This window comes from Devosia elaeis (genome assembly GCF_001650025.1).
GTDB classification, from domain to species: domain Bacteria; phylum Pseudomonadota; class Alphaproteobacteria; order Rhizobiales; family Devosiaceae; genus Devosia; species Devosia elaeis.
In genome coordinates this window covers 25,489-46,699 of record NZ_LVVY01000080.1, presented here as the reverse complement: position 1 = coordinate 46,699, position 21,211 = coordinate 25,489, and the positions used below count along the sequence as shown (strand labels likewise).

20 protein-coding genes are annotated in these 21,211 nt (G+C 65.0%); 8 read left to right on the top strand and 12 right to left on the bottom strand.

The window, feature by feature from the left end; all coding sequences use genetic code 11:
- Nucleotides 1-118: 118 nt before the first annotated feature.
- The 6 genes from A3840_RS09070 to A3840_RS09045 form a co-directional block, all read right to left on the bottom strand.
- Nucleotides 119-1,432 (bottom strand): GH1 family beta-glucosidase, encoded by a 1,314-nt coding sequence (locus A3840_RS09070; protein WP_067455139.1) that lies wholly within the window; start codon nucleotides 1,430-1,432, stop codon nucleotides 119-121.
- A 121-nt stretch (nucleotides 1,433-1,553) separates the two neighbouring features.
- Nucleotides 1,554-2,612, bottom strand: a complete 1,059-nt coding sequence (locus tag A3840_RS09065; protein ID WP_067455135.1) for an Mrp/NBP35 family ATP-binding protein — start codon at nucleotides 2,610-2,612, stop codon at nucleotides 1,554-1,556.
- A gap of 144 nt (nucleotides 2,613-2,756) precedes the next feature.
- The gene (gene fsa, locus A3840_RS09060) at nucleotides 2,757-3,410 is read right to left on the bottom strand and encodes a fructose-6-phosphate aldolase (protein WP_067455132.1); all 654 of its coding nucleotides are present in this window, start codon (nucleotides 3,408-3,410) and stop codon (nucleotides 2,757-2,759) included.
- An 81-nt stretch (nucleotides 3,411-3,491) separates the two neighbouring features.
- Entirely contained in the window at nucleotides 3,492-4,676 is a 1,185-nt protein-coding gene (locus A3840_RS09055) for an amino acid aminotransferase (RefSeq protein ID WP_067455127.1), read from the bottom strand.
- A gap of 100 nt (nucleotides 4,677-4,776) precedes the next feature.
- The gene (locus A3840_RS09050) at nucleotides 4,777-5,700 is read right to left on the bottom strand and encodes an electron transfer flavoprotein subunit alpha/FixB family protein (RefSeq protein ID WP_067455125.1); all 924 of its coding nucleotides are present in this window, start codon (nucleotides 5,698-5,700) and stop codon (nucleotides 4,777-4,779) included.
- Nucleotides 5,700-6,458: an electron transfer flavoprotein subunit beta/FixA family protein gene (locus A3840_RS09045; protein WP_067455121.1), complete on the bottom strand. Its 759-nt coding sequence runs from the start codon at nucleotides 6,456-6,458 to the stop codon at nucleotides 5,700-5,702. Before A3840_RS09045 ends, A3840_RS09050 begins: the two co-directional genes overlap by 1 nt.
- Before the next feature lie 231 nt (nucleotides 6,459-6,689).
- On the opposite strand from A3840_RS09045, the gene A3840_RS09040 reads away from it, so the two are divergent.
- From A3840_RS09040 to A3840_RS09025, 4 genes are all read left to right on the top strand, one after another.
- The gene (locus A3840_RS09040; protein WP_067455118.1) at nucleotides 6,690-7,859 is read left to right on the top strand and encodes a M20 aminoacylase family protein; all 1,170 of its coding nucleotides are present in this window, start codon (nucleotides 6,690-6,692) and stop codon (nucleotides 7,857-7,859) included.
- Between the two features lie 255 nt (nucleotides 7,860-8,114).
- Complete coding sequence (locus tag A3840_RS09035; protein WP_165603160.1) at nucleotides 8,115-8,405, top strand: endonuclease domain-containing protein; 291 nt, start codon at nucleotides 8,115-8,117, stop codon at nucleotides 8,403-8,405.
- A gap of 99 nt (nucleotides 8,406-8,504) precedes the next feature.
- Complete coding sequence (locus A3840_RS09030) at nucleotides 8,505-9,575, top strand: AbrB family transcriptional regulator (protein ID WP_067455115.1); 1,071 nt, start codon at nucleotides 8,505-8,507, stop codon at nucleotides 9,573-9,575.
- 31 nt (nucleotides 9,576-9,606) lie between these two features.
- Entirely contained in the window at nucleotides 9,607-9,906 is a 300-nt protein-coding gene (locus A3840_RS09025; protein ID WP_067455112.1) for a hypothetical protein, read from the top strand.
- A gap of 129 nt (nucleotides 9,907-10,035) precedes the next feature.
- Here A3840_RS09025 and A3840_RS09020 read toward each other — a convergent pair whose 3' ends face one another.
- A complete protein-coding gene (locus A3840_RS09020) occupies nucleotides 10,036-11,670 on the bottom strand; it encodes an alpha-glucosidase (RefSeq protein WP_067455109.1) in 1,635 nt (544 codons plus the stop codon).
- Between the two features lie 136 nt (nucleotides 11,671-11,806).
- Here A3840_RS09020 and A3840_RS09015 point away from each other — a divergent pair, with 136 nt between their 5' ends.
- Nucleotides 11,807-12,145: a cupin domain-containing protein gene (locus tag A3840_RS09015; RefSeq protein WP_067455106.1), complete on the top strand. Its 339-nt coding sequence runs from the start codon at nucleotides 11,807-11,809 to the stop codon at nucleotides 12,143-12,145.
- A gap of 39 nt (nucleotides 12,146-12,184) precedes the next feature.
- Here A3840_RS09015 and A3840_RS09010 read toward each other — a convergent pair whose 3' ends face one another.
- Both A3840_RS09010 and A3840_RS09005 read right to left on the bottom strand, forming a co-directional pair.
- On the bottom strand, nucleotides 12,185-13,114 hold the full coding sequence (locus A3840_RS09010) for a 2-hydroxyacid dehydrogenase (protein ID WP_067455103.1): 930 nt from the start codon (nucleotides 13,112-13,114) through the stop codon (nucleotides 12,185-12,187).
- 275 nt (nucleotides 13,115-13,389) lie between these two features.
- The gene (locus A3840_RS09005; RefSeq protein WP_067455100.1) at nucleotides 13,390-14,325 is read right to left on the bottom strand and encodes an AEC family transporter; all 936 of its coding nucleotides are present in this window, start codon (nucleotides 14,323-14,325) and stop codon (nucleotides 13,390-13,392) included.
- A 161-nt stretch (nucleotides 14,326-14,486) separates the two neighbouring features.
- Here A3840_RS09005 and glpD point away from each other — a divergent pair, with 161 nt between their 5' ends.
- From glpD to A3840_RS08990, 3 genes are all read left to right on the top strand, one after another.
- Nucleotides 14,487-15,965, top strand: coding sequence for a glycerol-3-phosphate dehydrogenase (gene glpD, locus A3840_RS09000; protein ID WP_067455098.1), 1,479 nt, complete (start codon nucleotides 14,487-14,489; stop codon nucleotides 15,963-15,965).
- Between the two features lie 180 nt (nucleotides 15,966-16,145).
- Nucleotides 16,146-17,636 (top strand): glycerol kinase GlpK, encoded by a 1,491-nt coding sequence (gene glpK, locus A3840_RS08995; RefSeq protein WP_067455095.1) that lies wholly within the window; start codon nucleotides 16,146-16,148, stop codon nucleotides 17,634-17,636.
- Between the two features lie 40 nt (nucleotides 17,637-17,676).
- Nucleotides 17,677-17,979, top strand: coding sequence for an alkylphosphonate utilization protein (locus A3840_RS08990; RefSeq protein ID WP_067455092.1), 303 nt, complete (start codon nucleotides 17,677-17,679; stop codon nucleotides 17,977-17,979).
- Nucleotides 17,980-17,988: 9 nt separating this feature from the next.
- Here A3840_RS08990 and A3840_RS08985 read toward each other — a convergent pair whose 3' ends face one another.
- From A3840_RS08985 to A3840_RS08975, 3 genes are all read right to left on the bottom strand, one after another.
- Nucleotides 17,989-18,813, bottom strand: coding sequence for a DUF1499 domain-containing protein (locus tag A3840_RS08985; protein ID WP_131798289.1), 825 nt, complete (start codon nucleotides 18,811-18,813; stop codon nucleotides 17,989-17,991).
- A gap of 65 nt (nucleotides 18,814-18,878) precedes the next feature.
- Entirely contained in the window at nucleotides 18,879-19,991 is a 1,113-nt protein-coding gene (locus tag A3840_RS08980; RefSeq protein ID WP_067455087.1) for a M48 family metallopeptidase, read from the bottom strand.
- Entirely contained in the window at nucleotides 19,991-21,190 is a 1,200-nt protein-coding gene (locus A3840_RS08975) for a DUF898 family protein (RefSeq protein WP_067455085.1), read from the bottom strand. The genes A3840_RS08980 and A3840_RS08975 overlap by 1 nt, the downstream gene beginning before the upstream one ends.
- Between the last annotated feature and the right edge of the window lie 21 nt (nucleotides 21,191-21,211).

Below are 21,211 nucleotides of genomic sequence, written 5' to 3'. Positions count from 1 at the left end.
TCGGGGCTTCCATCGACTAAGCAAACCCGGAGGTTTTTACGCCGTCCGGCACTTCGGCACGCGCGAGCGCTGCGGAAGGGTCTTTGAATAGATGCAGCACCACCCGGGAAGAAACAGCCTAGCGGCTATTGTGCAAGAGGCCCTGGAAGGAGCGATAGCTGGCCTTGGGCGTGCGCTTCTGAGTCTGGTAATCGACATGCACCAGGCCGAAGCGCTTTTCATAGCCTTCCGCCCATTCGTAATTGTCGAGCAGCGACCAGGCGAAATAGCCCCGCACATCGGCGCCCTCCGCGCGGGCGGCCAGTACGGCCCGAAGATGGTCGTCGTAATATCGCACCCGGCGCGGATCGTCCTCGCCTTCGACTTCGGCCATGCCGTTCTCGGTCACATAGACCGGGATCTTGGTATAGTCGCGCGACACCCGGACCAGCAGGTCCGACAGGCCCTGCGGGTAGATTTCCCAGCCGATATCGGTCTTTTCCAGCGGCCCCTTGACCTGCTCGGCGGGGCGGCCCGGTTCGGTCGAGGCCTGGTAGAGCCCGCGCGTGTAATAATTGACGCCCAGCCAGTCGAGCGGGCGGGAGACGACCTCCATGTCGGCCCTGTAATCGTTCGGCAGGAAGGGCGCGAGCCATTCGGTCAGCTCCGCCGGATATTGCCCCTTGAACAGGCCGTCCAGATACCAGCGGTTGAACAACGCGTCGCCGAAATTGCAGGCCGCCTTGTCTGCCTCGCTCTCGGTGGCGGGCTCGGATTTTTCCAGGTTGAGCACGATGCCCAGGTTCTTGACGCCCCCGGCCCGCAGCGCGTCGATGGCCGTGCCATGGGCGAAGAGCACGTGGTGCATGGCGCGCGCGGCCGCCCGCAGGTCGCGATAGCCCGGGGCATGCACACCCAGGAAATGGCTGAGGAAGGCGACGCACCAGGGCTCGTTGATCGTGGCGGTGGCGGCAAGGCGATCACCGAATTTCTCGGCGATCAGCGTGGCGTAATCGGCGAACCAATGGGCGATGTCGCGGTTCAGCCAGCCGCCCCGGTCCTGCAGGGCCGAGGGCAGGTCCCAGTGATAGAGCGTGGCATAGGGCTTGATGCCGCGTTCGAGCATGCCGTCGATCAGGCGGTCGTAGAAATCGACCCCTTCCGGATTGACGGCGCCCTGGCCCTCCGGAATGAGCCGCGGCCAGGCGAAGGAGAAGCGGTAGGCATCGAACCCGCCGTCGCGGATCAGGTCGAGATCGGCAGGCCAGAGGTCGTAATGGTTGCAGGCCTCCCGCCCGGTATCGCCATTGCGGACATTGCCCGGCGTCGCCGCGAACGTGTCCCAGATCGAAGAACCACGGCCATGCCCCTGGCCGCCCTCGATCTGATAGGCGGCCGTTGCCACGCCGAAGGTGAAATCCGGCCCGAAATCGCGGCGGTCAAACGAGAACATATCCCCTCCATTTCCGGCCTTTCGCCGGTTTTGAAAGCCGGATACCACCCGCGATACGGGTTATGCAATCGATTTCAGCAATCGATATAAGTGGCTATGGGCTTCACTCGGGGGACGAGGCCTATGGTACGCTGGCGACGAGGCGCCGGGCGACCGCGCGATAGGCCGCCGCTTCCGCCCCCTGGGGCGCCGTGGCGACGGGCGGGCTGCCGGCATCGGAATTTTCGCGGATGGACATGACCAGCGGGATGGCGCCCAGGAACGGAATGCCCAGGCTTACCGCCGCCCGCTCCGCCCCGCCGGTGCCGAAGATGTCGTAGCGATTGCCGGTATCGGGGGCGATGAAATAGCTCATGTTCTCGACCAGGCCGAGCACCGGCACCGCCATGCGGCGCAGCATGTCGATGGCCTTCTGCGCGTCGATCAATGCCAGATCCTGCGGCGTCGAGACGATGACGACGCCATCCACGATGGTCTGCTGGAACAGCGCGATATGGATGTCGCCCGTGCCCGGCGGCAGGTCGATCACCAGCACATCGAGCCCGCCCCAATCGGTCTCGCGCAGCAATTGCCGCAGCCCCGAGGTTGCCATCGGCCCCCGCCAGACCACGGCCTGCCCGGGCACCAGCATGGAGCCGATCGACATGACCTTGAGCCCGTGAGCCTCGTGCGGGGTAAAGATGCCGTCGTCGCGAATGGCCGGCTTGCCCTCGATGCCGAGCAGCTTGGGCACCGACGGGCCATAGAGATCGGCGTCGAGAATGCCGGCCCTGAGGCCCTCGGCCGCCAGCGCCAGGGCGATATTCACCGCCGTGGTGGATTTGCCCACGCCGCCCTTGCCCGAGCCCACGGCAATGATGCGCTGGACGCCCTTCACCCGCGTCTTGCCCTGCGGCACGGCCGCGCCATGGCCGAATTTGGGACTATTGGCTTTCTCCGCGGTGATGGAAACCATCACCTTGCGGCTGCCACCCAGGTCCTGGGCGACCTTCTGCGCCGCGTCCCGCGCCGGGCCGAAGGCCGCTTCCATGCCGGGAACCACGGCAATGGCAAAGGCGATCGCGCCGGGGGTAACGATGATCTCGGAGAGCCCGCCATAGCCGGCCAGATCGCCGCCGCCGGGGATTTCGACCGCGCCGAGGGCCGTCTTGATCTGGGCTGAGAGTTCGGTGTCGGCCATGGCCTGTTGGGCACGAAGGTGCCTCAACTCCGCTGTCATGCCGGCGCAGGCCGGCATCCATCCTGAGAAATCCCCGCAAGCGCTATCTCAGGATGGACCCCGGCCTGCGCCGGGGTGACATCGCGTTTGCGGGAATAGTCGGGCTTAAAGGATCGACTGGCCGGTGCCGGCCCAATCCTTGAGGAAGCCTTCGATGCCCTTGTCGGTCAAGGGGTGGGCGGCCAGCTTCTTGATCACGTCGGGCGGAATGGTGGCGACGTCGGCGCCGGCAAGGGCGGCCTGGGTCACGTGGTTGGCCGAGCGGATCGAGGCGGCCAGAATCTGCGTCTCGAACTGGTAATTGTCGTAGATGGTGCGGATGTTCTCGATCAGCTCCATGCCATCGAGATTGATGTCGTCGAGGCGGCCGATAAAGGGCGAGATGTAGGTCGCGCCGGCCTTGGCGGCGAGCAGGGCCTGGTTGGCCGAGAAGCAGAGCGTGACATTGGTCTTGATGCCCTGTTCCTTGAAATGCTTGGTGGCCTTGAGGCCGGCCAGGGTGAGCGGCAGCTTGACCACTACATTGGAGGCCAGCTTGGCGAGGACTTCGCCCTCGGCGATCATGCCCTCATATTCGAGGCTGGCCACTTCGGCCGAGACCGGGCCGGGCGTGATGCCGCAGATTTCCTTGACGACTTCCTTGATATCGCGGCCGGATTTGGCGATCAGCGACGGATTGGTGGTCACGCCATCGACCAGACCGGCTTCGTGCAGTTCCGAGATGGCTTTGGTGTCTGCAGTGTCGACGAAGAACTTCATCGTTCCCTCCTAAAAAGCGTTTTGGTCCGGCCCTTTAGCCGGATGCTAGTCCATGGCGGCGTGGCGCCGCAAGCGCCCCGCTCAGCGGGTGGCGCTCAAGAAGGCTTCCGCCAGGTCGCCGACGCGATCCTCGGGAATGCCGGCGACATTGATGCGGCTGTCAGATGTCATATAGACACCATTGGCGGCTTTTAAATGGTCCACGGCCTCATTGCTGAGACCCAGCAGCGAAAACATGCCGCGGTGATCGGCCACGAAATCGAAATCGGTCGAATTCGAGCGCTCACGGATAGCGTCGGATAGCTTTTTCCGCAATGAAATCATGCGGTTACGCATTTCGGCCAGCTCGGTTTCCCATTCGGCGCGCAAGCCGGCGTCCTCGAGGATGGTGCGGATGATTTCCGCGCCATGATCGGGTGGTTGCGAATAGGCGCCGCGAATGATGTTGAGAAGCTGCGAATTGGTGATTTCGGCCTGTTCCGCATCGCGGGCCATCAGGATGGCTGCGCCGACACGCTCGCGATAGAGACCGAAATTCTTCGAGCCCGAGAAGGCTACCAGAGCTTCGGGCACCGTGGATAAGATTTTTCGGGTGCCATAGGCATCGGGTTCGATGCCATCGCCGAAACCGAGATAGGCCAGGTCGATAAAGGGCAGGGCGCCGGTGCGCAGGAGGCTAGCCGCGACCTGGTCCCATTGCGCGTTCGAGAGGTTGGCGCCGGTCGGATTGTGACAGCAGCCATGCAGAAGCACGACGTCGCCCGCGCCCAATTTATCAAGTGCGGCAAGCATTTGCTCGAACTTGACCCCGCGCGTCTCCGCGTCGAAATAGGGATAGGTTGCGACCTTCAGGCCGGAATTGATGGCGATCGGATTGTGGTTGGCCCAGGTGGGGTCCGACACGTAAACCGTCGCGCCGGGGCGAGCGCGGTTGATCAATTGCATCAAGACCCAGAGCGAGCCGGTGCCGCCCGGCGCCTGGGCGATGCGGACGCGGGCGCGATCCACGCTGTCGGCCAGCACCAGGTCGAGCACGGCATTGCCATAGCCCTTGTTCCCGGCAATGCCGAGATAAGTCTTTGTTTTCTCGTTCGAAAGGATCCGCTCTTCGGCCTTCCGCACCGCTTTCATGACCGGGGTGACGCCCTTTTCGTCCTTGTAGACGCCGACGCCGAGGTCGATCTTGGTGGGGCGCTGGTCGGCAGCATATTCGCCCATGAGCGCCAAAATCTTGTCGCCGGGGGCCTTGGTCAGGGTTTCGAACATTTTCGGAAGTCCGGTGGGATGCGGGGCCTTTATAGGCCGGGTGAGGATTTTTGCAATTGCCAGATGGCCTGCGATTGCCGACATCGAGAGGGGCAGCACATCAGCGTTTTATGCCCAGCCTTTCCAGCTCTGCCGTCAATTGCGGAACGATTTCAAAGAGATCGCCGATCAGCGCGACGTCGGCGATCCTGAGGATCGGGGCTTCGGGATCGGAATTTATGGCGATGATCTTCCTGGCGCCCTGGATGCCGGCCAGGTGCTGGAGGGCGCCGGAAATGCCGATGGCGATGTAGAGATCGGGGGCGATGATCTTGCCGGTCTGGCCGACCTGCCAATCGTTGGGGGCATAATCGGCATCGACGGCGGCACGGGTGGCGCCGATGGCGGCGCCGAGGATTTTTCCAAGTTTTTCAATTAGTTGGAAACCCTCGACCGAACCGACCGAGACGCCGCCGCCGACCACGATCTGGGCGGTGGCGAGGTCCGGGATATCGCTCTCGGTGCGGTGGGCGGCGATGAGCTTTGCGGCCGATTGTACTGTGTTTTCAAGGACTTCCACCGGCGCGGTATTGCCCGAGGCGGCGGGGGCGAAGGCCGAGGCGCGGAACGTGAGCACGTGGCGGGGCTGGTCGTCGACCAGGGTTTCCAGCGCATTGCCGGCGTAAATCGGCCTGACGAAACGATTTTTTCCCTCGATGGCGACGATGTCGGTGACCGGCTGGATATCGAGCTTTGCCGCCAGGCGTGGCATGACATCCTTACCCACACTGGATGCGCTTGCGACCATATAAGGGTAGAGGACTGCTAACTCTGACAATGTCGCGACCAGGGAATCCGCTAGCAGACTGTTAGCGCTGACCATGACCTTGGCGACACCGGCCAGCGAAGCGGCAGCCTCGGCGGCGGCGCGGGGGCCGGGGACGAAAAGATCGACAGGACCGAGCTTGGAGGCCGCATTGACGATGCGGGCCGTGGCGGGCGAGAGGACGCCGTTATCGACTTCGGCGAGAACCAACACGCTCATCAGATCGCCTCCATCGCATCGATGTCGGCGGCAATGATGGCGGCGAGTTCGGAAACCGAGCCGACCCTGGAGCCTGCCACGCGCTCGGGCGGCGGGGATATCTTTTCGACCTTGAGGCGCGGGGCGAGGTCGACGCCGAATTCGGCGGCGGGGCGCACGGCAAGCGGCTTGGAACGCGCCTTCATCACCATGGGCAGGGCGGCATTGCGCGGAATGTTGAGGCGCAGATCGGCGGTGACGATGGCGGGCAGGGGCAGGGCGAGAGTCTCGCGTCCGTAATCGACCTCGCGGGTGACCGTCAAGGCGCCCTCATCGAGCGTGATCTCGGAGGCGAAGGTCGCCTGCGGGCGATCGGTCAGCGCGGCGAGCATCTGGCCGACATGATTGCTGTCGTCATCGACGGCCTGCTTGCCGAGGAGGACGAGGTCCGGCTTTTCCTCGTCGACCACCCTGGCGAGGAGCTTGGCGATGGCCAGCGTTTCCAGCGCCTGGTCGGTCTCGATGAGGATGCCGCGATGGGCGCCCATGGCCAGGGCGGTGAGAATGACATCATTGGCCGGCTTGGGACCGATGGAGACGACGACGATCTCGTCGGCCTGGCCGGTCTCGGCCAATTGCACCGCGGCCTCGACGGCATGCTTGCAGAACGGGTTCATCGACATGCGCACGCCCTGGGTCTCGACGCCCGAGCCATCGGGGCGAACCCGGATGCGGACATTGTGATCGACCACGCGCTTGACCGCGACGAGGATTTTCATCGGCAACTCCCGGTACTTGGTGCTTCCCTTCGCAAAAAGGGGCGGGGGGAGCAAGGCGCGACAGGGGAATATCGGTTCGGTCTCGACTGGATTATTGGAAAGGGGTGCTTCGCGCCGGCCGGCGCGGCGGCGGCGTGCCGATGCGATCCGCTGGATGGCGCCACCTCCAGTGTTGACGCCGCCGCCCCGGACGGAGACATTGCCCCTTCTTCCAATCGCTTTGGTTTGCCTATGCCCGTTCTCAACCGTATCGCCGAATTCCAGCCCGAGATCGCCGCCTGGCGGCGCGATTTCCACGCCCATCCCGAGGTGCTGTTCGACGTGCACCGCACGGCGGGCATCGTAGCGGAAAAACTGACGGCGTTCGGCTGCGACGCGGTGATCACCGGACTGGGGCGGACCGGCGTGGTGGGCATCATCAATGGCCGCACCAATGTTTCGGGCAAGACCATCGGCCTGCGCGCCGACATGGATGCGCTGCCGATGACCGAGAAATCGGGCGTGCCCTATGCCTCCACCATTGCGGGCAAGATGCATGCCTGCGGCCATGACGGGCACACCGCCATGCTGCTGGGCGCCGCCAAATACCTGGCCGAGACGCGCAATTTCGACGGGCGCGTGGCCCTGATCTTCCAGCCGGCCGAAGAGGGCGGCGGCGGCGGCAAGGTCATGATCGAGGACGGGCTGTTCGAGAAGACCGGTATCGACGAGGTCTATGGCATGCACAATTGGCCGGGCATGCCCCTGGGCCAGTTCGGCATCCGCGCCGGCGGCATCATGGCGGCCACCGACCGCTTCTATATCGATATCGAGGGGCTGGGCGGGCATGCGGCGCGGCCGCAGCAGACCATCGACCCCATCGTGGTAGCCGCCCAATTGGTGACGGCCCTGCAGACCATCGTGTCGCGCAATCTCGATCCACTGCACAGCGCCGTGCTCAGCGTCACCATGATCGAGGCCGGCGAGGCCGACAATGTCATTTCCCGCACCGCGAAAATCACCGGCACCGTGCGCACGCTCGATGGCGGCGTGCAGGATTTCATCGAGGCCAAGCTGGGTGAATTCGTGCCGCAATTCGCCCAGAGCTTCGGGGCCAGGGCCGATATCCGCTATGCGCGCGGCTATCCGGTGACGGTGAACGCCCCCGCCCAGACCGCCTTCGCCGCCGAAGTGGCGGCCGAGATCGTCGGGGCCGAGGGGGTGGATGCCGATACCGCGCCTTCCATGGGCGGAGAGGATTTCTCCTTCATGCTCAACGAGCGGCCGGGCGCCTATATCTTCATCGGCAATGGCGACTCGACCGAGTTGCATACCGACACCTACGATTTCAACGATGAGGCGATCCCGGTCGGCGCGAGCTATTGGGTGCGCCTGGTGGAACGGGCATTGCCGGCAGGGTGAGGCTGGATCACAACCCCCTCCCGAGCGCCGCTAAGGCCCGATGGGCCTAAGCTCTGCTTGCCCTCCCCTCAAGGGGGAGGGTGAGGCCGGTGTGGGGGGCTGAATGTTGCCCAGCCACGATGTCACCCTCCCCCTTGAGGGGAGGGTAGTGCAGCTTGGTCCCGAGGACCTAGCGGAACTCGGGAGGGGGGTATTGCCGAGCATTGCGCAGCGCCTGCGGAAGAACCCCACCACCGCCGAATCCGCTTCTGGCGGTTGATCGCGCCGCTGCGCACCCGGTTCCATTTCCGCAAGCAGGTCGCCATGGGCAGCTATGTCGTCGATTTCGCCAGCCATTCGGCGCGGCTGGTGGTGGAGATCGACGGGGACACGCATTTTTCGGAAGCGGCCATGGCGCAGGATCGGCAGCGGGAGGCCGACCTGGTTCGACATGGCTATCGGGTGCTGCGGTTTGCCAATGCAGAGGTGATGAACAATCCGGAAGGGGTATACCGGGTGGTAATGCAGGCGCTGGAAGAAAGCATACCCCCTCCCGAGCGCCGCTAAGGCCCGATGGGCCTAAGCTCTGCTTGCGCTCCCCACAAGGGGGGAAGGTGAGGTCCGCCCCCCTTGAGAGCCTGCCTTTTAGGGCGTACGGAAGGGGTCATGCCTGCGCCATCTCCCTCGAAACACCCGATTTTTTCCGTCCTGCTCACCCTGGCCATTTCGGCTTTTGGCGGCGGGGTGGCGCATGCGCTGGGATTGCCGGCGGGCTGGCTGATGGGCGGGGCGCTGGCGGTGACTATTGCGGCCATGCTGGGCCTGCCGGTTGGCATGCCCGACCGGCTGCGCGACGTGGCCTTCGTGCTGATCGGCCTCTCCATGGGCGCCAGCGTCGCCCCCGATTCGCTGGCGCTGCTGGCGAGCTGGCCGATTTCCATCGCCGCCCTGGCGCTGGAACTGGTGATCATCGTGGCCACGACCGGCTGGATGCTGACGCGGCTGTTCCGGCTCGATCCGGGCACGGCCTATCTCAGCTCCTTTCCGGGGCATCTGTCCTTCGTGCTGGGCATTGCCGCCACCGGCGTGGGCAATGCGCGCCAGATCGTCATCATCCAGGTCATCCGCATCCTGATGCTGACCATAGCCGTGCCGATCGGGGCGGTGTTCCTGCCCATCGATCATTTCCCGCCCGTTGCCGCCAAAGCCTTCCTGTCGCCGCTGCAATTGGCATTGCTGGCCCTGGCCTGCGTGGCGACGGGGCTGGTCTTCATCCGGCTCAGGGTGCCGGCCGGCATGGTGCTGGGGGCCATGGCGGCGGCCACGGCGGCCAAATTGGGCGGGCTCTATACCGAGGCCATGCCGCCGCCCCTCGTCGTCATGACCTTCATCCTCACCGGGGCGCTGATCGGCTCGCGCTTTGTCGGCATCACCCGGGCCGAGTTCGCGGCCGCGGCCAAGGGCGGGCTGATCGCCACCGGGATGACGCTGGCCATCGTCACCATCATGGCCCTGGGCGTGGCGCAATTGGTGGACATGCCCTTCGGGCAGATCTGGCTGGGCCTGTCGCCGGGCGCGCTCGAAGGCATGGGGGCGCTGGGCATCGCGCTGGGCTATGACACCGCCTTCATCGCCGCCCATCACGTCATTCGCCTGCTGATGCTGAGCGTCGCCATTCCGGCCGTGGTCGTGCTGGTGCGCTGGCAGGAGAAAAAGGCGCAGGAAAGCCGTATTTAGGTTTCATGAGGCAGGCAGAAGGAGTTCGCCCATGCTGATCCGTATCCTGGCCGTTCTGGCCATTGCCGTTGCGTTCACCTCCACCGCCCAGGCCTCGGCGTCCTGCTATGCGGCGCGGCCGGGCGTGCATGTCTCATTCGGCTTTTCCGTCGGCAAGTTCACCGAGGAGGAGCGCGACCGCTTCAACCTGATGCAGTTGCGGCAGATGGGCGTGGACGCCACCCGCGCCGAAATGTGGGGCGGCTGCATCCGCGCCTTTGTGCGCAAGCCCGGTGGCGGCGAGGAAATGCAGTTCTTCCACCCCGACAGCTTTGAGCGCGTGACGCCTTAGGCATCGGTTGGCCTCGCGCGGGCCGCTGCGCTGCGCACCCACGGATCGTCACCGTCGGGTCAAGCCCGAGGGTGACGATCTGGTTTGGGTTTGATGCCCCAATGCAGTCCACATTCAGCGTGAAACGATCTAGCCTGCTCCATATCCCACCTTGCCCTCGCCTGCCGGGGCGGGGAGGATGGCGAAGCCGTTGGGGCCGAGCTTGAGTGTTGTGCCGGACAATTCGGCATTGCGGCTGACCGGTTCGAGCGCCAGGTCCACGCCGGCCAGCGTCACGTTGCGGGGCGCGGGCGAGAGATTGAAGACGCAGATCAGGTCCTTGTTGCCGGCATGGCGCGAAAAGGCCAGGACCGGCTCGTCACAATCGAAGAAGGCCATGTCGCCGGTCTTGAGGACCGGATGGGTCTTCCGCCAGCTGAGGATGCGCCGGTAATAATTGAGCGTCGAATGGGGATCGGCATCCTGCCCATCGACGCTGAGCGCCGCCGCCCCATGCTTGACCGGCAGCCAGGGCGTGCCGCTGGTGAAGCCGGCATGGGGCAGGCCGGCCTGCCAGGGCATGGGTGTGCGGCAGCCGTCGCGGCCCTTGTCCTCGGGCCAGAAGCGCAACCCGCGCGGATCGGTCAGCTCCTCATAGAGAATGTCGGCCTCGGGCAGGCCCAGTTCCTCGCCCTGATAGAGCCCCGCCGAGCCCTTGAGCCTGAGAATGAGCGCAATGGCCTGGCGCGCCAGGTCGGCCGGATTGACGCTATTGGGGGCCCAGCGGGTCAGGTGGCGGATGACGTCGTGGTTGGAAAAGCTCCAGCAGGGCCAGCCGCTTTCCCCGCCGGCGAAGAAGGCCTCGGCCTTGGCGCGGAAATGGGCGGCGGAATATTTGGGGCTGAGGAAATCGAAGGAATAGCACATGTGCAGCAGGTCGCCGCCGGCCGTATATTGCTTCATCAGCTCCAGGCCGCGCTCGTCGTCGCCGACCTCGCCCACCGTGGTGACGCCGGGATAATCGTCGAGCAGGGTGCGCACCTTGCGCAGCCAATCCAGGTTTTCCGGCTGGCTCTTGGAGAATTTGTGGCTCTGCATGTCATAGGGATTGACCGCCGGCTTGCCCTTGCCCGCGACCAAGGGCGGATTGGAGCGCAATCTGGCGTCGTGGAAATAGTAGTTGACGGTGTCGAGGCGGAAGCCGTCCAGCCCGCGATCGAGCCAGAAGCGCATGACATCGAGCACCGCATCCTGCACGGCCGGATTGTGGAAGTTGAGGTCCGGCTGGCTGGTGAGGAAATTGTGCAGGTAATATTGCCGGCGCGCCGTATGCCATTCCCAGGCCGAGCCGCCGAAGACCGAGAGCCAGTTATTGGGCGGCGTGCCATCGGGATTGGCATCGGCCCAGACATACCAATCGGCCCGGGCATTGTCGCGGCTGACGCTGGATTCGAGGAACCAGGCATGCTGGGACGAGGTATGGCTGACCACCTGGTCCATGATGACCTTGAGGCCCAGCGCATGCGCCCGCTCGATCAGGAGGTCGAAATCCTGCAGCGAACCGAACAGCGGATCGACCTGGATATAATCGGAAACGTCATAGCCCATATCGGCCTGCGGCGACTGGGTGATGGGCGAGAGCCAGATGCAGTCCACGCCCAGGCTGGCAATGTAGTCGAGCCGGTCGATGATGCCGGCGAGATCGCCCACGCCATCGCCATTGCTGTCCTGAAACGAGCGCGGATAGACCTGATAGATCACTCCGCCGCGCCACCATTCGGTCATCGATACGCTCCTTGAAGCCGGATGCCACGCAAGCTAGCCGGTTCGGGCGCGCCTGTTAATGCTCCGCCATGCAGGGGAGGCGTGTCGAAAAAGCGGTGAACCAATCGTCGTTCCGGCAGATGAGGAGATTTTGCCCATGGTCCATATCCTGCCCGCCGCCGAACGCGCCCCCGGCGCCAGCCGCACCATCCGCTTCGAAGGCGGTGCCTTTGGCACGCCGATTTCCTTCTTCGCCGTGGACGCGGCGCCCGGACAGGGGCCGAAGCTGCATCGCCATCCCTATGCCGAAACCTGGATCGTCAAGCGCGGCCGCGCCGCGGTGGTGGCGGGCGAGCGCGCCTTCGAAGTGGGACCGGACGATATCGCCGTGGTGCCGGCCGGCGTGCCGCACAAGTTCACCGCGCTGGGGCCGGAACGGCTCGAAATGGTCTGCATCCATGCGGCGGGAGACATGGTGCAGGAGAATTTGGAATAAGGCTCCTCGCCTCTCCGCCAAGGGAGAGGCGAGGAAAGGCTAGACCACCGCGCTGATCAGCGGTTCGCCGGCGAAATGCTTTTCGAGATTGGCGACCAGCAGCGCGCCCATGGCGTCGCGGGTCTGGTGCGTGGCGCTGCCCTGGTGGGGCGAGAGCACGACATTGTCGAGCGAGAGCAGGGCCTGGGGCACCTGCGGCTCCTCGGCGAAGACGTCGAGCGCCGCCCCGCCCAGGCCGCCATTCTGCAGGAGCTCGACCATGGCCGCCTCGTCGATCAGCGTGCCGCGGGCGACATTGACGATCGCGCCCTGCGGGCCCAGCGCCTCGAGCACCTTCCGGCTGACAATGCCCTCGGTGCCCTTGCCGCCCGGCGCGATGACGACCAGCCAGTCGCTGTCGCGCGCCATGTCCTCGAGATTGTCGTAATAGACATAGGGCGTGTGCTTCTGCTGGTGGCGGCCGTGATAGACCACGCGCATCTTCATCGCCTGGGCGCGGGTGGCGATCTCCTTGCCGATGCGGCCCAGGCCGAGAATGCCGATGGTCTTGCCGGTGAGTTCGGAGAAGAGGCCGAAATTGCCCTTCTGCCACTGGCCCTGGCGCACGAATTGATCCGATTGCGGAATGCGGCGGGCGAGGGAGATCATCAGCCCGATGGTGAGTTCGGCCACCGCGTCGTTGAGCACGTCGGGCGTGTTGGTGACGCGGATATTGCGCGCCTTGGCGGCGGCGACATCGATGTTGTCATAGCCGACGCCGAAGCTGGCGATGATTTCGAGATTGGGCAGCTTGTCCATCAGATCGGCCTGCACGCCCGAGCCGGCATGGGCGCGGATGCGGGCGCCGTTCTCGGCCAGCCAGGCCTGCTTGTCGGCCTGCTCATGCAGCTTGTGGACGATATAGCGCTCGGTCAAAGCCTGTTCGCAGGAGGCGAGGAGCGGGGCGGTCTGGAGGATTTCGATAGTCATGGCCGCAGGATATCCGTGGAGACAGGAAGCTTGGGGAGGGCGGATGGCTGCCGGCCCGATGAATGCCTAAAACTTAGCGGACCGGGCGCAGCACGCAAGCCGGCCTTGGCAAAAGCGGTACGGTCGCGGCTTTTGGGATGTGACGGTGGACGCCATTATTCCAAAGACCTCATGGTGAGCCTGTCGAACCACGAGGTCGGGTACACTGAGGCCTGAGTGCCATGACCTCGTCCTTCGACAGGCTCAGGATGAGGTCTATGGTGGCTCGGCGGCCTCTAGAGACTCAGCACGAACAGCCAGCCGGAAATGGTCAGGGCCGAGAGCATGGTGGCGATGAGGATGGTGTTGGCGGCGACGCTGACGCCGCGGTCGTAATAGGTGGCGAAGACATAGATGTTCACCCCTGCCGGCATGGCCGAGAGCAGGATGCCGTAGCGGGCGATGTCCATGGGCACGTGCAGCACCCAGATCATCAGCACATAGGCGATGGCCGGGTGCAGGATGAGCTTGATCAGCGCTGCGACCAAAGCCTGCTTCCAGTTTTCGGAGAGCTTGAATTCGTTGAGCGCGCCGCCGATGCCGAACAGGGCCGCGGGCACGACGGCCTGGCTCATCATGACGAAAAAGGCCTCGGCCGGTTCGATCAATTGCAGATTGACCAGCGAGCCGATGATGCCGGCGGCAATGCCCCAAATCAGCGGATTGGAGACGACGCGCCGGACGGCCACGACCAGCGTGCGTGCCAGCGGCTGGCCGTCGCGCCGGGTAACTTCCATCGTCACCATGCCCAGGGTGAGCAGGATGGCGCCATGAAGCCCAATGATCGACAGCGTCACCGGCAGGGCGCCCTCGCCATAGGCGCGGCTCATGATCGGCAGACCGACCAGGACCGTATTGGTGAAGGTGCCGGCAAAGCCGACCGACACGCTTTCCCCCGGCCGGTTGTGGAAGGCCTTGCGGGCAATGGCGATGCCCACGAGGAAGCAGACGATTGCGCCGGCATAGAAAGGCCCGATGATCCCCAGATTGAAGGCGGAGCGGAAATCGCTGGTGCTGATCGAATAGAACAGCAGGCAGGGCGTGGCGAAATTGTTGACGAAGGCGATCAGCGCCTTGATGCCCTCGGCGGGAAACAGGCGGAAGCGCACCGCGCCATAGCCGAAGGCCATGAGCGCGAAGATGGGCGCAATGACGGCGAGAATGTCGAGCATTGGCCGGCGGGACCTGGGCCAGGAGGGAAGATGCCTTCTGCCGTACCCCGCGGGGATCATGGGGTCAATGCCGGGCATGTGTGCCGGACGAAACGAAAAATCGGCGTTACAAAACGAAATCAATCGATATATAAACGAAACAAACGAGCAGAGGCGGAACCATGCTGGACATTTTCGTGATCGGCGGCGGCATCAATGGCGCCAGCGTGGCGCGCGACGCGGTGGGGCGGGGTTTCTCGGTGGGCCTGGCGGAGATGAACGACCTCGCCTCCGGCACGTCCTCGGCCGCCACCAAGCTCATCCATGGCGGGCTGCGCTATCTCGAACATTACGAGTTCCGCCTGGTGCACGAGGCCTTGGCCGAGCGCGAAGTCCTGTGGTCGGCGGCGCCGCACATCATCTGGCCGCTGCGCTTCGTGCTGCCGCATCACAAGGGGCTGCGCCCGGCAATGGTGCTGCGGGCGGGCCTGGCCATGTATGACTACATGGGCGGACGGCGTCTGCTGCCGCCGACCAAGACGCTGGACCTGACGCGCGACGAAGCCGGCAGGCCGTTGAAGCCGGGCTACAAGCTGGCTTTCGAATATTCCGATTGCTGGGTCAACGATGCGCGTTTCGTGGTGCTCAATGCCCGTGACGCGGCCGATCGCGGCGCGAAAATCCAGGTGCGCACCAAGGTCGTTTCGGCCCGGCGCGAGGATGGCGGCTGGACCATCGAACTCGATGGCGAGGGCGGGCGGGAAAGCGTGCGCGCGCGCCTGCTGGTCAATGCGGCGGGGCCTTGGGTCGACGAGGTGATCAACGACGTCCTGGGCCGGAGCGGCGTCCATAATGTGCGTCTGGTCCAGGGCAGCCATATCGTGGTGAAAAAGCTCTACGATCATGACCGGTGCTATTTCTTCCAGAACAGCGATGGCCGCATCTTCTTTGCCATTCCCTATGAGGACGATTTCACCCTGATCGGCACCACCGACCGGGATTTTTCCGGCGATCCCCGGGCGGTGAAGATCACCCCGGAGGAAATCGATTATCTGCTGGCGGCCGCCAGCGAATATTTCGCCAAGCCGGTGACGCATGAGGCCATCGTGTGGAGCTATTCGGGCGTGCGGCCGCTTTTCGACGACGGCGCCAGCGCCGCGCAGGAGGCGACGCGCGATTATGTGCTCAAGGTCGAAGGCGACGCCGCAAATGGTGCTTTGATCAATGTGTTCGGCGGCAAGCTCACCACCTCGCGGCGGCTGGCCGAATCGGTGCTGGAAAAGATCGAATCCGTGCTGGGCAGGAAGGGCGAGGCCTGGACCAAGACCAGCACGCTGCCCGGCGGCGATTTCGGGGTGAAGAGCTTCGACGCGGAAGTGCGCCGGCTGGCCATGGATTATCCCGGCCTGCCGGGGGCGCTGATGCGGCGGCTGATGCGGCTCTATGGCACCAAGGCGCGGGAGATTCTGGGGGATGCGTCCGGCATTGCCGATCTCGGCCTCCATTTCGGCGCCGATCTCTATGGGGCCGAGGTCGATTATCTGACGGCCCGGGAATGGGCGCGGAGCGCCGAGGATATATTGTGGCGGCGCACCAAGCTGGGGCTGCGGGTCGGCGCCGAGGACGTGGCGCGGCTGGAGGCATATCTGGCGCGGAAATAGCCACAAGCGCGATACAGCACCTCCCCCTTGACGGGGGAGGTTGGGAGGGGGTGTTCCCCCGGACGGTGCTTGCCGATCCCCCTCCCTGCTCGATTTAACGGACTTAGCAGGCTAAGTCCTATCTCGCTTCCCTCCCCGCAAAGGGGAGGGTGGCGCAGGAGCCGAAGGGCCGGAGGAAACATGCAAAAGTTCATTCTCGCGATCGACCAGGGGACGACGTCGAGCCGGGCGATAATCTTCGACAAGGACCGCAGGATCGCGGGCGTCGGGCAGAAGGAATTCACCCAGCATTTTCCGCAGGACGGCTGGGTGGAGCATGACCCCGAGGAAATCTGGGACAGCGTCGTCTGGTCGGTGAAGAAGGCCATCAAGGAGGCCGGGATCGCGGCCGGCGATATCGCGGCCATCGGCATCACCAACCAGCGCGAGACGGTCGTGATCTGGGACCGGGAGACCGGCAAGCCCATTCACAATGCCATTGTCTGGCAGGACCGGCGCACCTCTGCGCTCTGCGCGCGCCTGAAGAAGGACGGGCATGAAAAACTGGTTACCCGCAAGACCGGGTTGCTGCTCGATCCCTATTTTTCCGGCACCAAGGTCAAGTGGCTGCTCGACAAGGTCAAGGGCGCGCGCGGCCGCGCCGAAAACGGCGAACTGGCCTTCGGCACGGTGGATTCCTTCCTCATCTGGCGGCTGACCGGGGGCAAGGTGCACGCCACCGACGCCACCAATGCCGGGCGCACGCTGCTGTTCGATATCGGCCGGAACCAATGGGACGAGCAGCTCTGCGATCTGCTCGACGTGCCCATGGCCGTGCTGCCCGAGGTCAAGGATTGCGCCGACGATTTCGGCGTCACCGAGGCGGGCCTGTTCGGCGCGGCCATTCCCATTCTCGGGGTGGCGGGCGACCAGCATGCCGCAACCATCGGCCAGGCCTGTTTCGAGCCGGGCATGGTCAAATCCACCTATGGCACCGGGTGCTTTGCGCTGCTCAATACCGGCACCGACATGGTGCGCTCCAAGAACAGGCTGCTCACCACCATCGCTTATCGGCTGGATGGCGAAACCACCTATGCGCTGGAAGGCTCGATCTTCATCGCCGGGGCGGCGGTGCAATGGATTCGCGACGGGCTGAAACTGGTCAAGCATGCCAGCGAAACCGGGCCGCTGGCGCAATCGGCCGACCCGACCCAGCACGTCTATATGGTGCCCGCCTTCGTGGGGCTGGGCGCGCCCTGGTGGGATGCCGAAGCGCGCGGCGCCATTTATGGGCTGACCCGCAATTCCGGCCCGGCCGAAATCGCCCGCGCGGCGCTGGAGGCGGTCTGCTATCAGACGCGCGACCTGCTGACGGCCATGCGCAAGGACTGGAAGAGCGGCAATGGCGATACGGTGCTGCGCGTCGATGGCGGCATGGTGGCATCCGACTGGACCATGCAATTCCTCGCCGACATTCTCGACGCGCCGGTGGATCGGCCGACCATCCTCGAAACCACCGCGCTCGGCGCCGCCTGGCTGGCAGGGATGAAGGCCGGCATCTGGCCGGATATGCGCAAATTCGCCGCGAGCTGGGAATGCGACACCCGCTTCGAGCCGCAAATGGACGCCAGGACGCGCAAGGACAAGGTCAAGGGCTGGGACGAGGCGGTGCGGCGCACGTTGAGCGCGTGAGCCGATTGGCAAAGCGGGCGGGGCCTGCCATAGGACAGTCATGACCACACATGATGACGACTATATCTATGACGAGGCGACCGGCGAATGGCGGCCGGCCTCGGAAATCAAGGCGGCGGCAATCCAGGCCAGCCAGACGCGCGATGCTTCGGGCACGATATTGGCGGATGGGGACGCGGTGGTCCTGATCAAGGACCTCAAGGTCAAGGGCGCGGGACAAACCCTCAAGCAGGGCACCGTCATCAAATCCATCCGGCTGACCGACAATCCCGACGAGATCGATTGCCGGCACGATGCCATTAAGGGGCTGGTGCTGCGCACCGAATTCGTGCGCAAGCGCTAGGTTGCAGCGCTAAGCCCCGCTGCCCGTCTCGACCTCCGGAACCGCTTCTTCGGCCGGCGCCGGGGCGTTGATGGTGGGATTGTCGCGCAGGAAGGCGGTGACCTCGCTATCCAGCGCCACCATGAAATCGCTGATGCGATTGCCGTTGCCGCCGAAATCGAGCGGGGCGCCGATCGAGGCCGAGCGCATGTCGACGCGCCCGCCCTGCGCGGTGGGGCGTACGGCCAGCACGGCTTCCTCGCGCCAGCCAGGCAGCGTCGCGATGCGGGCATTGATGCGGCCTTCACTCAAGCTATTGAGCGGTTCGGTGCGCCGGCGCACCTCCCAGCCATTGGCCGCGACCAGCCGTTCCACCAGGGCGAAAAGCTGGACGACATCGAGCGGATAGCCGCGCGTCATCGCATTGGGAAAGATGTCTTCCTGCTCTTGGGGCGAAAGCACCAGCGGCGGGGGCATGGCGGCGGTATCGGGTTCGAAGATCAGCGGCAGCTCGCCGCGCGGCGCGGTGGCCATGTCGGTGACCGCCGGATAAGTCAGCGCCAGATTGCCGTAAAAGGCGAAGGGCGCGAGACAGGCCAGCGCCAGGACGAGGCCTGCAAGGGCCGGTCCCCAGCCCCGGTCGCCGCTGAACCACAGGCGCCCCAGGGCCGCCAGCGATACCAGCAGGGCCAGGCCCGCCACGGCGCCGGCAAAGACGATGAGGACGAGGAAAATCGCCGAATCGACGAAGCCCTGCCGATGCAGCAGCACCGGCAGGACGAGCAGCGGCACCGCCATGCTGCCCAGCCGCCGCGCCCAAATGGCCCATTTCGAGGTTCTGATCTTTATTCGCAAGGACGCCGTATCCGATTATGGCGCAGAGGATAGGGCATAGGTCTTTCGCTTGTTTGAACGCGGCATCATCGCCGGCACATGATGCTTATGGCGCGCCATTCCGCCTCGGTGAAGGGTGGCTCCAGCCCGCTGGGGCGGTCCTGGCCCAGCAATGTCAGGTCCCGCAGCCTTTCCTCGGTCAGCGGATGGGTGTTGAACAGGGCCAGGGCCCGGTCGAAATCGCTGTCCTGCGCCACCCGGCCGATGAGATTGGCCAGGGCCCAGGGCTGGAAATCGAGCCTTTGGGCGACCCGGGCGGCGAAGCGGTCGGCCTCGCGCTCGGCCGCGCGGGAAAAGCGCGCATCGATGATGGAGGCGCCCACGCCCGCCGCCACCGAAATGCCGGTCATGTCGCCCAGGATGAACCCCACCAGCAGGCCCGTGCCCGCGGTGGACACCAATTGCTCCATACCGTGACGATGGACGACATGGCCCAGTTCATGGGCGAGCACGCCGGCGAATTCGTCGGGCGTGCGCGCGGCATCGAGCAGGGCGGAGAACAAATAGACCCGCCCGCCCGGCACCGCGAAGGCATTGGGAATATCGGAACGCACCACGCGCACATCGGGGGTAAAGGGCGCATTGGTGTCCGCCAGCGCCGCCTGGGCGAAGCGGGCAATGGCGCGATTGGCCAGGCTTTCCGGATCGGCATCGCAGAGCGGCAGGCCGGCATCGCCGCCGATACTGGCTTCGATCTGACTGGCGACGGTCTGACCGACCCCGTCCTCCCAGCCCGGCGGAACGAGCTGGACCAGCCGGGAGGCGATCAGCGGCACGCCGAAAATATAGGCGGCGATGACGGCGGCCAGCGCCAGGGTCGACAGCGCCATCAGCCGGATTTGCCGGCCGCGCTCCTGTTCCTGCCGCTGGGTCAGGAGGGGCAGGGTGGCGCGGATGCGCCCGATATAGTCGTCGCCGCGCACCACGATGCGCGCGCCATCCGCCACGCCATTGGCGCCGAGGCGGATTTCTCCCCGCGGCGCCGGAACCAGATGCAGCGCGCCGGCGGGCCAGCGGGCGAGTTCGGCGCCGGACGGGCCCAGGACGACGAGCGCGCCGCCCGCGTCCTGTTCATAGCGCAATTCGGCATCCTGGGCGCTGGATACGAGGCCATCGTAATAGCGGGCGGGAATGGCCATCAATAGCCTCCCACATTGAGCGCGTCGGCCAGGCCCTCGCCGGCCAGCGCCTTGTCCTCGGCACGGGCCCGTACGCCATCGAGACTGGCGAGGCCGCTGATCGTGGCGCCGCGCGCCATCAGCCGCCAGAAGCCGTAGCCCAGCACCAATTCGCTGACAAAGGCGAAGGCGGCGAAGAACAGCAGGTATCCGGTGACGATGGCGAGCAGGGTGGCGATGCTCGACTGCATGGAAGCCATCAGCGCGTCGAGATCGAAGCCACCGCCGGCAAAGGCCTCGCCGGCCACGAGGCCGAGAACGATGAAGCCGCCCAGCGCCAGCACCAGGTAGCAGGCGAGGAGGCCCAGGACGAACAGCAGATATTGCCCCAACAGGCCGAACGCGGGCAGGCGCAGGGACAGCGCCGCCCCGCCGAGCCGGATGGCGGAGAACATGCGGCTGATCTCGATGGCGCGATAGAAGGTGACGAGAACGAAGCCGGCGAGGAAGAGCAGAACGAGCCAGCCATAAATGGCCGGATCGGCCTCCCACGGAGCGCTGACCAGGTTCGCCTGCTGCGCCAGGACCAGGCCGGTGACGAGCAATGCCGCGATGGCGAGCCAGGTGAGGTAATAGGGCAGGGCCAATTGCTTCCACGACCCGGCAAAGCCGAATTGCCGATCGCCATACCAGCTGTGGCGATAGCGATAGGCCCAGAGGCCGGCGGCCATGAAGGGATAGGCGAGCCCCAGGCTGACCAGATTGAGCAGTGACCAGAAGAAGCGGCGCAAGGCATAGCGCAGGGCGTTGCCGCCCTGGTCGAAGCGGATGCCGCGCCAGAGCGTGCGCGACAGGCGGAAATCGCGGGCGCGGTATTGGGCATAGCCATAGAGAAACCAGACGCCCAGGGCCACGGCGCCGTAGCCGATGATGATGGTTTCGACCGATTGGGTGGAGAGGTAGAAGAACAGCCCATAGAGCGGCAGGAACAGGGCCAGCGCCATGAGGAAGCCGACCAGCAATTGCCTTGCATCGCCGCTATATTCCAGCGCGTCGCCGCCGATATCGGTATGGCCCCAATAGAAGCGGCGTTTTCGCGTCGTCAGCCAGAAGCGGTTGAGCCCGATCGTGGGGATCATCAGCACATAGCCGCGCAGCAGCACGATGAAGAGGTCCCAGCGGGTGCCGGTGAAGGTCACGTTGTTCGGGTCGGTCTGCATGCTGCCCCCAATGCCGGGCAG

What these genes read in the sequence shown, in the direction of transcription:
- A3840_RS09070 (WP_067455139.1), bottom strand. Translation starts at nt 1,432, where the DNA reads ATGTTCTCGTTTGACCGCCGCGATTTCGGGCCGGATTTCACCTTCGGC.
- A3840_RS09065 (WP_067455135.1), bottom strand. Translation starts at nt 2,612, where the DNA reads ATGGCCGACACCGAACTCTCAGCCCAGATCAAGACGGCCCTCGGCGCG.
- fsa (WP_067455132.1), bottom strand. Translation starts at nt 3,410, where the DNA reads ATGAAGTTCTTCGTCGACACTGCAGACACCAAAGCCATCTCGGAACTG.
- A3840_RS09055 (WP_067455127.1), bottom strand. Translation starts at nt 4,676, where the DNA reads ATGTTCGAAACCCTGACCAAGGCCCCCGGCGACAAGATTTTGGCGCTC.
- A3840_RS09050 (WP_067455125.1), bottom strand. Translation starts at nt 5,700, where the DNA reads ATGAGCGTGTTGGTTCTCGCCGAAGTCGATAACGGCGTCCTCTCGCCC.
- A3840_RS09045 (WP_067455121.1), bottom strand. Translation starts at nt 6,458, where the DNA reads ATGAAAATCCTCGTCGCGGTCAAGCGCGTGGTCGATCACAATGTCCGC.
- A3840_RS09040 (WP_067455118.1), top strand. Translation starts at nt 6,690, where the DNA reads ATGCCCGTTCTCAACCGTATCGCCGAATTCCAGCCCGAGATCGCCGCC.
- A3840_RS09030 (WP_067455115.1), top strand. Translation starts at nt 8,505, where the DNA reads ATGCCTGCGCCATCTCCCTCGAAACACCCGATTTTTTCCGTCCTGCTC.
- A3840_RS09025 (WP_067455112.1), top strand. Translation starts at nt 9,607, where the DNA reads ATGCTGATCCGTATCCTGGCCGTTCTGGCCATTGCCGTTGCGTTCACC.
- A3840_RS09020 (WP_067455109.1), bottom strand. Translation starts at nt 11,670, where the DNA reads ATGACCGAATGGTGGCGCGGCGGAGTGATCTATCAGGTCTATCCGCGC.
- A3840_RS09015 (WP_067455106.1), top strand. Translation starts at nt 11,807, where the DNA reads ATGGTCCATATCCTGCCCGCCGCCGAACGCGCCCCCGGCGCCAGCCGC.
- A3840_RS09010 (WP_067455103.1), bottom strand. Translation starts at nt 13,114, where the DNA reads ATGACTATCGAAATCCTCCAGACCGCCCCGCTCCTCGCCTCCTGCGAA.
- A3840_RS09005 (WP_067455100.1), bottom strand. Translation starts at nt 14,325, where the DNA reads ATGCTCGACATTCTCGCCGTCATTGCGCCCATCTTCGCGCTCATGGCC.
- glpD (WP_067455098.1), top strand. Translation starts at nt 14,487, where the DNA reads ATGCTGGACATTTTCGTGATCGGCGGCGGCATCAATGGCGCCAGCGTG.
- glpK (WP_067455095.1), top strand. Translation starts at nt 16,146, where the DNA reads ATGCAAAAGTTCATTCTCGCGATCGACCAGGGGACGACGTCGAGCCGG.
- A3840_RS08990 (WP_067455092.1), top strand. Translation starts at nt 17,677, where the DNA reads ATGACCACACATGATGACGACTATATCTATGACGAGGCGACCGGCGAA.
- A3840_RS08980 (WP_067455087.1), bottom strand. Translation starts at nt 19,991, where the DNA reads ATGGCCATTCCCGCCCGCTATTACGATGGCCTCGTATCCAGCGCCCAG.
- A3840_RS08975 (WP_067455085.1), bottom strand. Translation starts at nt 21,190, where the DNA reads ATGCAGACCGACCCGAACAACGTGACCTTCACCGGCACCCGCTGGGAC.